Origin of the sequence: Gordonia polyisoprenivorans, assembly GCF_017654315.1 — a bacterium.
GTDB classification, from domain to species: Bacteria; Actinomycetota; Actinomycetes; order Mycobacteriales; family Mycobacteriaceae; genus Gordonia; species Gordonia polyisoprenivorans_A.
The window spans coordinates 1,285,224-1,299,969 of the sequence record NZ_CP072203.1 but is presented as its reverse complement, the minus strand read 5'-3'; the positions used below and the strand labels follow the sequence as shown (position 1 = coordinate 1,299,969).

Below are 14,746 nucleotides of genomic sequence, written 5' to 3'. Positions count from 1 at the left end.
ACGATGACCGAACACGACGACGAGGCAGACGCCGAGGTGGGTACGCAGCAGGTCGACCCCGCCGACCTCGACATCGGTACACAGCGCGCCGATCTCGGTGATCTCGACGTCGGCACACAGCGAGCTGATCCGGCCGACCTCGATCCCGGCACCCAGCGGGCAGATCTCGCCGCGCTCGTCGACACGGGCATGACGTCGTCGGGTGGTCGCACGACCACCTCCCCGGTGACCGGCTCCACCGATCCCGTCGTGCGGTCGGGGCCGGTCATCCCCACCGAGGCGCTGGCCTCGGTGGGCCACACCCGGCGCCTGGTACCCAAACGCCGTCCGCAGGTCCATGATCGGCGGCTCGGTACCGGGCTGGTCGAACTACCGAAGGTCGTCGACATCGAGCCGGCCGACGCCGTTCTGGACTTCCCAGTCATACCCGAGGGCAAGCGCACCTGCTGGCGATGTGGGCGTCCGGTGGGTCGCGACGACGGCGAGGGTGCGGGAGATCTCGCCGGCACCTGCCCGCACTGTGGTGCCCGATATTCATTCGTCCCCGGCCTGGCGCCAGGGACCGTGGTCGCCGGCCAGTACGAGATCGCCGGCGCCATCGCACACGGCGGACTGGGGTGGATCTATCTGGCGATCGACCGCAACGTGTCCGACCGTCCCGTCGTCCTCAAAGGCCTTCTCAATTCCTCGGATTCGGAGGCACAACAGGTCGCGTTGGCCGAGCGGCAGTTCCTGGCGTCGGTGAACCATCCCGGCATCGTCAAGATCTACAACTTCGTCGAGCATGTCACCGCCGACGACGAGCGTTTCGGTTACATCGTGATGGAGTACATCGGCGGCCAGACCCTCAAGCAGATCACCTCCGCCGGAGCCGATTCCGGTGGTTCGCATGCGGTGATGCCGATCGAGCAGGCGATGGCCTACATCCTCGAGGTGCTGCCCGCGATCGGGTATCTGCATTCGGTGGGACTGGTGTACAACGACGTCAAACCCGAGAACGTGATGGTCTCCAGCGACGAGGTCAAGCTCATCGATCTGGGTGCGGTGTCGGCGATCAACGGATACGGACATCTCTACGGCACACCAGGTTTCCAGGCTCCGGAGATCGTACAGACCGGGCCGCAGGTGGTCACCGACATCTACAGCATCGGTCGCACGCTGGCGGTGCTCACCCTCGACATGCCCATGGAGAAGGGCCGATATCTCGACGGGTTGCCCGACCCGGAGACCATCCCGGTGCTCGCCGATAACCCGTCGTATTACCTTCTGTTGCAACGTGCCACGGCCACCGACCCGGCAGAGCGATTCTCCTCGGCCGAGGAGATGACCACCCAGATGCTCAACGTGCTCCGCGAAACCGTCGCGGTGCACACCGGCGTGCCGCGACCCTCCCTGTCGACGGTGTTCACCCCGCAGCGCTCCACTTTTGGCACCGATCTGATGCTGGCACCGGTGGACGGCTTCTTCGACCCCAACCTCGCGGCGTTCTACGACCCCGTCGACATCGCCCATGCCCTGCCCGTGCCGTTGGTCAATCCCACCGACCCGGCCGCGGGACTTCTCAACTCGGCGGCATTGTCCGACCCCCGGCAGACCCTGGATTCCATCAATGCGGCACGGGCCGAGGGATTCTCGTCACTACTGGGTCGACGGTCGAACAACGCACACCCGTCGCTCGAGATCGATCTGGCCGAGGCCCGCGCACACCTCGAACTCGACGACGTCGACACCGCATTGTCGGTGCTGCAGAACGTGACCGCACAGCACGGTGAGTCCTGGCGGGTGGACTGGTACATGGGGATCTGCGCCCTCATGAACGACGAACCCGAACTCGCCCATGAACGATTCACCGACGTGCTGCAGGCGATGCCCGGCGAGGTGGCCCCGAAGCTCGCCGCCGCGGGAACCGCCGAGATCATCGGGCGGTGGCTGACCGACGAGAAACATCCGAGCGAGGAAGAGCCGGAACATTCCCCGGATGCACGCATCGCCGAGATGTACGACGTGGCCGATCGGCTCTACCACGACCTGTGGCTGACCGACCACAGCATCGTCACCGCTGCTTTCGGTCTCGCACGCCTGGCTGTGGCCCGAGGCGATTTCGACGCCGCGATCGAACCGCTCGACGAGGTCCCGCCGACCAGCCGGCACTACAACACCGCTCGTGCCACCGCCGTCCTCGCCCTCGTCCACGGACGCGCCCCCGAACTCGTACAGAAGCGTCAGCTCGTCGAGGCGGCACGACGCCTGGAGGCGATGCCCGACTCCGAGCCGAGGAAATCGCGTCTGCAACTGATCGTCCTCGGTACCGCGATGGGGTGGATCATGGAGCATCCCGACGAGTCGGGCGAACCCAGCACACTTCTCGGCGTTCCCTTCACCGAGCGCGGCCTGCGTGCCGGTACCGAGCGCTCGCTGCGCACCCTCGCCCGACAGATGCGCAACAACCGCGACAACCGTTTCCTCCTCGTCGACCTCGCCAATTACGTTCGGCCCGATAGCCTTTTCTGATCTCGTCAGCCCGGGAGCCGACGCCGCTTCTCCCAATGGTCGAGGTGCACGGCGCCCAGGCGCCGGGCCTCGAGACCCTCTTCCCCGATGGTCGAATAAACCCGCCCCACCCGGCCGTCGCGAACCCCTCTTCCCTCGATGGTCGAGGTGCGAGCCGCGTGCGGCGAGCCTCGAGACCCGGCGAGACAACAAGCCCCCCAACCACATCGAAAGCAAGACAAGCGAAAAACACACCCCCTACCACACCCCACCGACAGAAAGTTGACACCGAAACACGTTGTCCACAAGCACAATTGATCGGCAATACCCCTTGCATCGAACATACTTTCCTGTAGACTGGACCTATCACACCGATCAGCCACCGGGGAGGGGCCCATGATCGAATCCACTACCATTCTTGACGCGGAAACCGTTGACGCCGAAGCAGTCTTCGCCACCATCGTCACCCAACTCAGCGACCTGCAATGGAACCCGGACATGACCGGACCCCAAGCCTTCGGTGCAATGAAGCAGGTCCTGCTGCTGCGAGACCTGATCGATCACCACGCCACCACCCTCACCGGCGAACTGGACCGGCTGGGCGTCGCCGATCACAAAACCACCCGACTGCGAGAACTGTTGATCAGCATGGGTTTCGCGCCCTCGGTCGCAGGTCGGTATGTGCGGGTCGCCGGCACCACCGATGTAAATCTGTTGTTGGCGCATGCCGCGGACGGATCCATTTCTTCCGAACACGCCGACGCCATCGTCCGCGGACTGGCGCACATCGACACCCGCTCCCCCGAACCTATGGACACCGTCCAACGCTGCGAATACCTGCAGAAACTGCTGTCACACTACTTCGCCGGATTCACCCCCGCCGAAATCAACCTCTACGCACGGCAACTCGGAAACGAATTGGCGGCCGACACACCGGGCGGGTTACCTGCCGCCGAGGACAAGAACATCAACAGCTACACCGACCGCATCACCGACGACGGACGGCTGGAAATCTCAGCGAACCTCGACATCGTGGCCGGCGAGAAAACCCGCACCCTGATGGAAACCTTGTCCAAACCAAAGCCCCAACCCGACGGGTCCCCGGATCCGCGGACACCTGAGCAGATCTGTGCTGCCGCGTTTGAGACGATCGTCGAACTTGCGGCACAAGGATTGGCGGACACCACCTTCTCGGCCAAACCGACCAACGGCCTGTTGTGGACCTGGTCGGCCGACAACCCGGCACTCGGCGGCGACTTGCAGAATATGGGCGCGATCACCGAAGCCACCGCCAAGTTGCTGTCGTGTGACACGACGATCACCAAAATTATCCTCGATCCGAACGGTGTACCCCTCAGTGTTGGTGAAGAGAAACGCTTCTTCACCCCAGGCCAACGCAAAGCGTTGTTGGTCCGTGACCGTGGATGTATCAAATGCGGAACCCACGCCGGCCGCTGCCAAGGACACCACCTCGTCCACTGGAGCAAGGGTGGTCCCACCGACCTCGACAACGGCTGCCTCCTCTGCACCAGCTGCCACGACGACATCCACCACCACGGCTGGGACATCATCATGGGATTCGACCGACACCCCTGGCTGATCCCACCCGCCAGCGTCGATCCGAAACGACAACCAGTGCCGTCCTACCACCGACGCACCATGCGACTCAACGACGCAGCAGCCTGACCTACGCTGCCCCACTACCTGATTCCCTGCACCCGGCCGGCCGGGACCGCATCTGTTGTTTGAGAACTCCATAGTGAAATCCCACGGTGGTGACCCCCGGAGGGCGGGGGTCACCACCCGATGGTCGAGGTGCGAGCCGCGTGCGGCGAGCCTCGAGACCACTTGCAGCAGAGCTGGAACCGAACCACCGTGGACCGGAAGCCTGTCGACACAAGGGGCCTCGAGGCTCGTCGCTAACGCTCCTCGGCACCTCGACCACCGGGATGGGAACACCCCCAATGGTTGCGATGTCGCGCCACCCGTGGCCCGGAAACCCCTTCGACACAAAGGGTCTCGAGGCTCGTCGCTAACGCTCCTCGGCACCTCGACCACCGGGATGGGAACACCCCCAATGGTTGCGATGTCGCGCCACCCGTGGCCCGGAAACCCCTTCGACACAAAGGGTCTCGAGGCTCGTCGCTAACGCTCCTCGGCACCTCGACCACCGGGATGGGACGGGCTGGAGCATTCCCGCGCGGGGTGGGACGGCAATCCGGGAGGGACCGGTCCCCCCGATGGTCGAGGTGCGAGCCGCGTGCGGCGAGCCTCGAGACCACCTGCTATGACGCTGGATTCGGACCGCAGGACGTCACGAGCGAGCCAGCAGTTCGCGGACCGGGGCGGGCACACCGAGGACGTGGTCGGCGGGGTCGAAGTGCGACATCATGCGGCGGTAGGTGCCGGTGTAGGTCGGCCACATCACCGAGTTGCGGCCGGTCGAGTCGATATACCAGCTGCCACAACCACCGGAATTCCAGACGGTGCCACTCAGCTGGGCGTCGATATCGGCGACGTAGGCGTCGTGCGCCGCCTCGGTGACCTCGACGGTTGGTGCGTCTACGGCTTTCAGGTGCGTCAGGGCTTGCCCGATGTAGTAGGCCTGGGCTTCGAGCATCAGGATGATCGACGAATGGCCGAGATTGGTGTTGGGTCCGTACAGCAGAAAGAGATTCGGGAAATCGGGGACCTCGACGCCGCGGTATGCGCTCGGCGAACCGTGCCACACCTCATCGAGTCGCCGACCATCGCGCCCAACGATGACTTTCGCCAACGGAGGACTCGTCGGGGTGAAACCCGTCGCGAAAACGACGGTGTCGACGTCGAATTCGGTACCGTCGGCGCTCACCGCACTGGTCGGCGTCAGCGAGGAGAGAGCACCGGTCACCCTGGTGCGCGGATGCGCCAGCGCCGGATACCACTTGTTGCTGATCAGGATCCGCTTGCAACCGATGCTGAAGTCCGGTGTGAGTCGCCGGCGCAACCCCGGATCGGTGACCTGCCGACGCAGGTGCGCGAGCGAGATCGCGCGAAACGCGCGGAGGACTCGTTGGTGGTGCGCCATCGCGAACACATGGAATTCGTGGGTGAGCCACGTGAACTTCCGGGCGGCCCGGTGCGCCTTCGGGAATCGTTGATAGACAGCTCGTTCCATCGGTCCGATGGTGCGGTCCAGACGCGGGATGACCCACGAGGGCGTGCGCTGGAACACCACGAGTTCGGCCACCTTGTCGACGATCTCGGGAACCACCTGGATCGCCGACGCCCCGCTACCGATCACCGCAACCCGCCTACCCGTCAGGTCGTGCGCGTGATCCCATGCAGCCGTGTGGAAGACGGTGCCTTCGTAGGCGTCGAGCCCCTGGACCGCAGGTATCGTCGGCGCCGACAACGCACCGGGTGCCGCGATGACAAAGCGGGAACGTATCGGACCCTCGGAGGTCTCGACGCACCAACGCTGCTCGTCGGAGTCCCATGTGGCAGAGAGCACTTCGCATCCGTACCGGATCTGATCAACGAACTCGGCGGCGACGGACTCGGCGTAGTTCTTGATCTCCCATCCACGTCCGTAGGTATGAGACCAGTCCGGGTTGTCGGCGAACGACAACGAGTACAACGAGGTGGGCACGTCGCAGGCGGCACCCGGATAGCTGTTGTCGCGCCACACGCCACCGGGACTCTCGGCGCGTTCGACCGCCATCACCGTCAGATCCGGATGGTCGGTCCGCAGACGATGCAGCGCGGCAAGGCCACCGAATCCGACGCCGACGATCAGCACATCGGGTTCCGCTACAGGGTTCGTGCTCATCGGTTCAATGCCTCCATCAGCGTGGTGATCATCCGACGCGCGAACTCGCGGTCGGCGTCGGGCTCGCGCAACAGACGTGAGATCGCCAGGCCGCGCGCCAGTTCGGCGGCCAGCTCGATCTGTTCGGTCGAATACCGGCCGCCGAATACCGCGACACCGGTGGTGACGAGTTCACCGGCGATCCGCTCCTCCACCGGGATCAACGCTTCCCGCAGGACCGGGTCGGTGCGGGCGGCCACCCACAATTCCAGTGCGGCGTAGAAGAGCGGTCCGTCGAACACCTCGAGGAGCAGCGTCAGATCCTCCGCACCGCTGCCGGCGCGTTCGATGATCTCGGCCTTACGTCGATCGACGAGGCGTCCGATCGCGGCAACCACGAGAGCCTCCCGCGTGGGGAACTGGTGCAGCAGCGCCCCGCGCGACACCCCGGCCCGGCGGTTGACCTCCTGAGTGCTTGTCGCCCCGTATCCCCGCTCGATCAGTGAGGCGATCGTCGCGTCGAGCACCTTCTCCCGCGTCGCCGCCGAGCGTTGCGCCTGCGTACGCGGCACGGTTGCGGGCGCGGCATCGGTATCAGCCATAGCGGCGATCGTAGCCGCAAAATCAAAAACAGTCCAGAGTGCTTGTAAGTTTGCTCAGGCGCTTCCCCCGACCACCTCGGCCGCCTGCCGGGCGATCGCTAGCTCCTCATTCGTCGGGACCACGAGAACCGCGACCGCACTGTCGTCGGTGGAGATCCGTCGCGCCGTCCTGCTCCGCTCCGCGTTGCGGTCGGGATCGATGACGATGCCGTAGTTCTCCAGCCCGGCAAGCGCATCGGCGCGGACGCCCGCAGCGTTCTCCCCGACACCCGCGGTGAAGGTGATCGCATCCACCCGACCCAGATCGATCATGTACGCACCGATGTAGCGGCGGAGCCGGTGAATGTAGACGTCGTAGGCGAGTGTCGCGGCCTCGTCGCCACGTTCGATGCGCTCGGTGACCGACCGGAAGTCGTTGTCACCGCAGAGCCCTTTGAGACCGGAGTTCTTGTTGAGGAGGGCATCGATCTGGTCGGCGTCGAGCTTGACGACCCGATGGAGATGGAGCACGACGCCGGGATCGATGTCGCCGCTGCGGGTACCCATCACGAGCCCTTCGAGAGGCGTCATCCCCATGCTGGTGTCGATGGGGTCGCCGCCGCGTATCGCCGACGCCGACGCACCGTTGCCCAGATGCAGCACGATCTGATGCACCTCGGACGGGTCCTTGCCCAGCAGCGGCGGCACCTGCCCGGACACATACTGGTGGCTGGTCCCGTGAAACCCGTAGCGGCGGATGGCATGCAGCTTGGCCACACCGCGATCGATGGCGTAGGTCGCCGCCGCCTCGGGTAGTCCGTGAAAGAACGCGGTGTCGAAGACCGCGACCGACGGCACGTCAGGCAGCATTTCGCGGGCCGCCTCGATCCCGGTCAGGTTGGCCGGATTGTGCAGGGGTGCCAGCGAGGAGATACGGCTGATCTCACTGATGACGTGGTCGTCGATGAGTGTCGGGTGGTAGAAGGTGCGTCCACCGTGTACCACCCGATGCCCCACCGCCGAGAGTCCTGCACTGGCGAGATCGATACCGCCCGAGGCGAACAGCTCTCGCACTCGCCGGATGGCGGCGAGGTGATCCGGGAGTTCGAGCGTCTCGGTGGTCTTCGCGCCGCCTTGCTCATGGGTAATCGAACCGTCGTGGTCGCCGATCCGTTCGGCGATCCCCTCGGCCACCACGACCTCGGTATCGGGATGTACCAGTTGATATTTCAGCGACGACGAGCCCGCGTTGAGGACCAGGACCGCCCCGGCAATATGGTCACTCATGCCTCGCGCCGCCTCGTTGCCGCCATGTTCTGCGCCTGGATCGCGGTGATCGCGACGGTGTTGACGATGTCGTCGACCAGCGCGCCTCGGGACAGATCGTTGATCGGCCGCCGAATGCCTTGCAGCACCGGCCCGATGGCGACCGCTCCGGCGCTGCGCTGGACGGCTTTGTAGGTATTGTTACCGGTATTCAGGTCGGGGAAGATGAGCACCGTCGCGCGTCCGGCCACCGGCGAGTCCGGCATCTTGGTCGCCGCCACCGACGGTTCGACGGCGGCGTCGTACTGAATCGGGCCTTCCACCAATAATTGTGGGGCGCGTTCGCGGACCAGATCGGTGGCCACGCGCACCTTGTCGACGTCGGCACCGGTGCCCGAACTACCCGTCGAATACGAGAGCATGGCCACCCGCGGCTCGATGCCGAATCCGGAAGCCGTTGCCGCCGAGGAGATCGCGATGTCGGCGAGCTGCTCGGCGGTGGGGTCGGGCACGATCGCGCAGTCACCGTAGGCGAGCACCTTGTCGGCCAGACACATGAAGAACACGCTCGAGACCGTCGAGACCCCCGGCGTCGTCTTGATCACCTCGAATGCGGGCCGGATGGTGTGTGCGGTGGTGTGGGCGGCGCCCGAGACCATACCGTCGGCACGCCCGGTGTAGACCAGCATCGTGCCGAAGTACGAGACGTCACGCATCCTTTCCTGCGCCTGCTCGAAGTCGACACCCTTGTTCTTGCGCAACTCCGCATAGATCTGCGCGAACTCGTCGGTGAGCGGTGAGGTCGCGGGGTCGATGACCTGCACACCGTCGAGATCCACCCCGAGCTCGTGGGCGCGGCGCGGTACGGCCGTCTCGTCGCCGAGAATGATCAGCGACACCACCCCACGACGAAGCAATCGCCCTGCCGCGCGCAGGATTCGGTCGTCGCCGCCCTCGGGCAGCACGATGCACCGGCGGTCGGCGCGGGCCCGCACGATCAGCCCGTACTCGAACATCTGCGGCGTCATGATCGCGGGTGTCGGCACCTTGAGTACCTTCATCATCGCCTCGGGATCGATGTGGGTCTCCATCAGACCCAGTGCCGCCTCGATCTTGCGCGCCGACCCGACGGCGACGCGGCCGCGGGTGTTGGCCGCGGTGCGGGCGGTCTCGTAGGTCCCCTGCTCGCACATGATGATCGGCAGCGTCGACTGCAGACCGTCGACGAGCGCGTCGATCATCGGGTGCGGTCGCATCCCGCCATTGAGGATGATGCCCGACAGCCGCGGGAATCCTTGTGCCGCATTCGCATTGACCAGAGCGAGCAGGACGTCCGAGCGGTCGGCGGGGGCGATGACCACGGTACCTTCGGACAACCGTTCCAGGATGTGCTCGACGGTCATCCCGCCGACCATCACCTTGAGCGCTTCGCGGTCGAGGAGCTCCGGGTCGCCGCTGTACAGACTCGCCCGCAACGAATCCTTGAGTTCGGCCATCGTCGGCGCGAAGAGCACCGGCTGCTCCGGCAGACACCACGTGGGCACCGAGATCCTCGACAGCTCGGCCGCCACCGCCGACATCTGTTCGGGGTCACACCGATTCGCGATCACGGCGGCCGTGGTGGCGTGGATGGCGGCGATGTCGGCGAGTAGATGCTCGGCGGTTTCGCGCACCTCCACCGGCGTGCGTCCGGACGCGTTGAGCGCCAAGATGATCGGCGCCGAGAGGTTGGCGGCGACGCGCGCGTTGTAGGCGAGTTCGGACGGGTTGCCGACGTCGGTGTAGTCCGAGCCGATGATCACCACAGCGTCGCAGAGCGCCTCCACCGCGTGGAATCGGGCCACGATCTCGGCGATCGCGCCGTCGGGTGCGGCGTGTACCTGGTCGTAGGTGACGCCGATGCAGTCGTCGTAGTCGATGTCGGCCGAGGTATGCTCGATGAGCATCTCGACGAGGTAGTCGCGCTCGCCGGCGCCGGCCCGCGAGATCGGCCGGAACACCCCTACCCGACCGCCGGTCGCACTCAGCAGCGACAGCACGCCGAGCGCGACGGTCGACTTCCCGGTGTCGCCCTCGGCCGAGGCGATGTAGACCTTGGTGGAAACCTCCGGGCCCGACACCTCCGGGCTCGACACCACCGGGCCCGACACCACCGCCCGGTCGTTCGATCCGTCCTCGTCGGTGGCGGTGGTCGTCTCTGCACCCATGGCCGTAACCCTAGTGGTTCTGCTCGACCTCAGTCTGCCGGCCGATCGGTGGTCGGCGCTTCGTCGGGCCCATCGCTGACGATCGCGCGGACCACCAGGTCGGCGATCTGCTCGTCGGACAACGAGCTGTCGGGAACCAGCATCACCGAATAGATCACGCGCACCAGGAATTCGGCTGCCCCACGGGCGTCGGGCACCAGGTGTTGTCCGATCTCGGGCGCCATGTCGGGTAGCGCCTCGTCGACGATCCGGGCAACCAGCGATGGCCCCTCGGAGTCGGTGGTGCTGATCAACGCCCGCACGATCTCCTCGGGTTCGTGACGCAGCACATATTGCAGGGCCTCGTGCTCACGGATGTAGGGCAGCACGTGACGGATCTGGGCGCGCACCTTGCCCGCGGCATCGGATTCGGTCGCCGCCCACTCGCGCAACTGCACGCGCAACTGGGCGACCTCGCGGTCGACGATCGCGGCGACCAGCGCGTCGCGGCCACCGAACATGCGGTAGGCGGTCGCCCGTGCCACCCCGGCGTGCCGGGCCACCGAGGTCAGACTCAGCGTCTTCGCGCCGAAACGCGACACGAGTCCGACTCCCACCTCCACCATCCGATCGCGATCCACCTGAAGAACTTATCGAAGACCCCGCGTCGATGTGGAGCGCCCGCATCGGTGAGAATCGCCTCGTCCACACCTATCGAGCATCGGGGGCCGCCATGCACATCCGCGACGCCGAACCCGGCGACGTCGACGGCATCACCGTCATCTACAACCACGCCGTCGAGCACACCACCGCGATCTGGAACGACCAGCTCGTCGACGCCGACAACCGCCGCGAGTGGCTCACCGGGCGGCAGGCCGCCGGCTTCCCCGTGCTCGTCGCCGTGGAGGATGATGGCGCGGACTCCGCTGATGATTCGGCGGCAGCACATGTCCTGGGCTACGCGACCTACGGTCCGTACCGCCCGCATGACGGCTACCGCCACACCGTCGAACACTCGGTCTATGTCCGCGAGGGACAGCAGGGACGCGGTATCGGGAGCCTGTTGATGGATGCGCTGATCACCCGCGCCCGCGAGAATCGGGTACATGTGATGGTCGCGGGTATCGACGCCGCCAACACCGGGTCGATCCGCCTGCACGAACGGCTCGGTTTCTCCCGGGTGGGGTTGCTCACCGAGGTCGGGACGAAGTTCGGGTCATGGCTTGACCTCGCATTCCTCCAGCTCACGCTCGACGATCGGGCGCCCGCCGACGACTGATCGCCCGCCGCCGGGCACCTTGATGAGGCCGCGGGTGAGTGCCACCCCGAACAGGCACAGCACTCCGCCGACGATGCGCAGTGGTGTCGGGATCTCCGAGAGCAGCAGCCACGACAAGACGATGACCAGGGCCGGAACGACGAGGGTGGTCGCGGCCATCGCGCCGGCGTCGGTGCGCGAGAGGGCATACGCCCAGGTGGTGAAGGCAATCGCGGTGGGTCCGACGCCGAGGAACACCATCCAGGCGAGGTCGGCGGCCGAGGCAGAGGAAACCTCACCGATCGCGGCGGGCACGAACGGCAGGGTGACCACCAGACCGGCGACCGCGCCCCAGAAGGTCGCGGTCAGGGCGTCGACGGTGGCCAGCGCCACCTTCTGCAACAGCACGCCGGTGGCGTAGAGGACCGCGGCGAGCAGACCCAGCCCGACGCCGAGCCAGTCGGCGTGCGCTCCCCCGCCGCCGAACGTGATGAGTACGACGCCGGCGAAGGCGATGGCAATCCCGACGCTCAACTGGGTGGAGAACCCTTCGCCGAGAAAGAGTCCCGCGAAGACCGCGACGAGGATCGGGGCGAAGTTCACCAGCAGCGAGGCGGTCCCGGCGTCGATGTGGCGTTCGGCCCAGTTGAGCACCACGCTGTAGACGCCGAACCAGGCCACCCCGTAGGCCAGCACGAGCACCAGGGCCCGGCCGCGCGGCGGGCGGAACGCCGAGCGTCGAGCGCCTCGTCTGGTCTTCATGCCGGCGATGGCGACGATCACCGCGAGGGCGGCCACCGCGACGGCCAACCGCCCGAGCGCGAGCACACCGGGCGAGAATGCGTGCCCGGCCGAACGGATCGCGATGAACGACAGCGCCCACAGCGTGACCGTGGTCAGTGCGGCCAGCGCCGGGAGATTCAGGGTGCGCGATCCGAGGGTCATGGTTCTCATCGTCGACCATCGGAGACTTCAGCACAATTTCATATTTCTACACTGACCCATCAGTGTGACTGTATGGTCGTGGGCATGATCGATCCGCATCGCCTCCGCATCTTCCGCGCCGTGGTCGCCGAGGGGTCGATCGGCGGCGCCGCCGCCGCCCTCGGGTACACCCCGTCCGCGGTCAGCCAGCACATCGCCGGGCTCCAGCGCGAGACCGGACTCACGCTGATCGAACGGGTCGGGCGGGGAATCGTCCCGACCGATGCCGGCACCACGCTGGCCGCCGAGTCCTCGGCGGTCTTCGATGGTCTCGCACGCCTCGACGGTCTGGTCGCCGATCTGCGGCACGGCAACGCCGGCACCCTGCGCGTCGCCTACTTCGCGTCCGCGGGCGCCGCGTGGATGCCGGAGGTCATCGCGACCATCGGTCGCGAGTTCCCGGACACCCGACTCGATCTCCGGCTGATCGAACTGGCCGATCCCGAGGGGAGCGCACCCGACATCGAGATCTACGTGGAGAGCCCGGAGAGCGCCCTGCGCCGCGCACCGATCGTCACCCCGGTTCCCGGCTTCGACTCCGTACCGCTGGTGACCGAGGACTATCTGGTGGTCGTCGGCGAAGGCTCGGCATACGCCGCTCGCGACCGGGTGACCCTACGCGAACTCGCCGACGACGCCTGGATCGACAACGACGTGGCACGCGGACCGTGTCGCGAAGGCCTGCTGAAAGCTTGTGCCGCTGCGGGTTTCACCCCGAACTTCCGGGTCGAGACCCACGACTACGGCACGGCCATGCGCTTCGTCGCCGCCGGTGTCGGGCTGACCGTGGTGCCGGCATTGGCGGTGATCGACCTCCCTGCGGGCGTGCGCACCGTGGCGATCGCCGAGCCCACCCCGCGGCGGGCACTGGCGTTGCGCCGCCATCACCGGGCGCGGCAGAATCCGGTGGCCGAGCGCGTCATCGGCCTGCTCTACGAGCAGGTGCACCGCACGCATCCGACGGTGCAGCCCTCGTCACTGGCACCCGCCGACGTCTGACGAACCGCGAAACCTAGTCGGCGACAGCCAGTTTGCGCAACCGCGGCGCGAGATCCTTCTCGAAGTTCGCCAGGAACCGCCGCTGATCGTGGCCGGGCGCGTGGAACACCAGGTGGTTAAGGCCTGCGTCGGTGTAGAACTTGACCTTCTCGACGGCCTCGTCAGGGTCGGAGGCGACGATCCAGCGCTTGGCGACCTGCTCGATCGGCAGTTCGTCGGCCAACCGCTCCATCTCCGTCGACGAGTTGACGCTGTGCTTCTGTTCCGCGGTCAGCGACAGCGGAGCCCAGAATCGGCAGTTCTCCAGCGCCAGTTGCGGATCGGGATCGTAGGAGATCTTGATCTCGATCATCCGGTCGATCTTGGTGAAGTCGCGCTCGGCCTTCTCCGCGCCCTCCTTGACCGCCGGGATCAGCTTTTCGGTATAGAGTTCTGCACCCTTGCCGGAGGTGCAGATGAACCCGTCGCCGGCCCGTCCGGCGTAGCGCGCGACGACCGGCCCACCGGCCGCCACGTACACCGGAATCGGTTGTTCGGGAACGTCATACATGTACGCACCCTGGGTGTGGTAGTAGTCGCCGTCGAAGTCGACCTGGTCACCGGTCCACAGTTGACGCATCAGGGCGATGGCCTCGCGCAGTCGCGCGAAGCGCTCCTTGAACTCCGGCCACTCCCCCTGGAATCCGGTCGCGTACTCGTTGAGCGCCTCACCGGTGCCCACGCCGAGCATGATGCGACCCGGGTACATGCAGCCCATCGACGCGAACGCCTGGGCGATGACCGCCGGGTTGTAGCGAAACGTCGGTGTCATCACCGAGGTACCGATCTGGACCCGCTTGGTGCGTTCGCCGACCGCGGCCATCCACGCCAGTGAGAACGGCGCGTGCCCGCCGTTGTGGCGCCACGGCTGGAAGTGGTCGCTCACCGCGACCGAATCCATCCCGTGCTCCTCGGCAGCGACCGCGATCTCCACCAATTCCCGGGGATCGAACTGCTCCGCCGACGCCTTCAGTCCGAGCTTGAGTTCCTGTGCCATGCCTCCACCTCACTGCCGGCCACATCGGCGGCCACGAACCGAACGAACACTCAGTGTTCCAACCTACTCATGGAATCGATCGTCTGTCAGTGCAGCCTCCGCCACCGGCGGCCAGGGACCACCGGCGGCGGAGGGACTTAGGTAAGGCTCCATATA

The 14,746-nt window shown here is 66.2% G+C and carries 11 protein-coding genes; 4 read left to right on the top strand and 7 right to left on the bottom strand.

Annotated elements, in window-relative coordinates; genetic code table 11:
* Positions 1–3: 3 nt before the first annotated feature.
* Together J6U32_RS05840 and J6U32_RS05835 are read left to right on the top strand one after the other, a co-directional pair.
* A complete protein-coding gene (locus tag J6U32_RS05840; RefSeq protein WP_208793953.1) occupies positions 4–2,511 on the top strand; it encodes a serine/threonine-protein kinase PknG in 2,508 nt (835 codons plus the stop codon).
* Positions 2,512–2,886: 375 nt separating this feature from the next.
* Positions 2,887–4,176 carry an HNH endonuclease gene (locus J6U32_RS05835; RefSeq protein ID WP_208793952.1) on the top strand — a complete coding sequence of 430 codons (1,290 nt, stop codon included), beginning with the start codon at positions 2,887–2,889 and terminating at the stop codon, positions 4,174–4,176.
* Positions 4,177–4,804: 628 nt separating this feature from the next.
* Here J6U32_RS05835 and J6U32_RS05830 read toward each other — a convergent pair.
* Genes J6U32_RS05830 through J6U32_RS05810 form a run of 5 tightly spaced genes read right to left on the bottom strand, consistent with a single transcriptional unit; the run spans position 4,805 to position 10,954 of the window.
* Positions 4,805–6,301 (bottom strand): flavin-containing monooxygenase, encoded by a 1,497-nt coding sequence (locus J6U32_RS05830; RefSeq protein WP_208793951.1) that lies wholly within the window; start codon positions 6,299–6,301, stop codon positions 4,805–4,807.
* Complete coding sequence (locus J6U32_RS05825) at positions 6,298–6,882, bottom strand: TetR/AcrR family transcriptional regulator (RefSeq protein ID WP_208793950.1); 585 nt, start codon at positions 6,880–6,882, stop codon at positions 6,298–6,300. The genes J6U32_RS05830 and J6U32_RS05825 overlap by 4 nt, the downstream gene beginning before the upstream one ends.
* Positions 6,883–6,936: 54 nt before the next feature.
* A complete protein-coding gene (locus J6U32_RS05820) occupies positions 6,937–8,148 on the bottom strand; it encodes an acetate kinase (RefSeq protein WP_208793949.1) in 1,212 nt (403 codons plus the stop codon).
* Entirely contained in the window at positions 8,145–10,334 is a 2,190-nt protein-coding gene (gene pta, locus J6U32_RS05815; RefSeq protein WP_208793948.1) for a phosphate acetyltransferase, read from the bottom strand. The genes J6U32_RS05820 and pta overlap by 4 nt, the downstream gene beginning before the upstream one ends.
* 29 nt (positions 10,335–10,363) lie before the next feature.
* A complete protein-coding gene (locus tag J6U32_RS05810) occupies positions 10,364–10,954 on the bottom strand; it encodes a TetR/AcrR family transcriptional regulator (protein ID WP_208793947.1) in 591 nt (196 codons plus the stop codon).
* A gap of 29 nt (positions 10,955–10,983) precedes the next feature.
* Here J6U32_RS05810 and J6U32_RS05805 point away from each other — a divergent pair, with 29 nt between their 5' ends.
* Complete coding sequence (locus J6U32_RS05805; RefSeq protein WP_280118975.1) at positions 10,984–11,592, top strand: GNAT family N-acetyltransferase; 609 nt, start codon at positions 10,984–10,986, stop codon at positions 11,590–11,592.
* Here the strand turns inward: J6U32_RS05805 and J6U32_RS05800 are convergent.
* Positions 11,530–12,525: a DMT family transporter gene (locus J6U32_RS05800; protein WP_208793946.1), complete on the bottom strand. Its 996-nt coding sequence runs from the start codon at positions 12,523–12,525 to the stop codon at positions 11,530–11,532. The genes J6U32_RS05805 and J6U32_RS05800 overlap by 63 nt on opposite strands.
* A 75-nt stretch (positions 12,526–12,600) precedes the next feature.
* Here J6U32_RS05800 and J6U32_RS05795 point away from each other — a divergent pair, with 75 nt between their 5' ends.
* The gene (locus tag J6U32_RS05795; RefSeq protein ID WP_244332641.1) at positions 12,601–13,554 is read left to right on the top strand and encodes a LysR family transcriptional regulator; all 954 of its coding nucleotides are present in this window, start codon (positions 12,601–12,603) and stop codon (positions 13,552–13,554) included.
* A 13-nt stretch (positions 13,555–13,567) separates the two neighbouring features.
* Here J6U32_RS05795 and fgd read toward each other — a convergent pair whose 3' ends face one another.
* Complete coding sequence (gene fgd / locus J6U32_RS05790; RefSeq protein ID WP_208793944.1) at positions 13,568–14,590, bottom strand: glucose-6-phosphate dehydrogenase (coenzyme-F420); 1,023 nt, start codon at positions 14,588–14,590, stop codon at positions 13,568–13,570.
* Positions 14,591–14,746 lie beyond the last annotated feature (156 nt).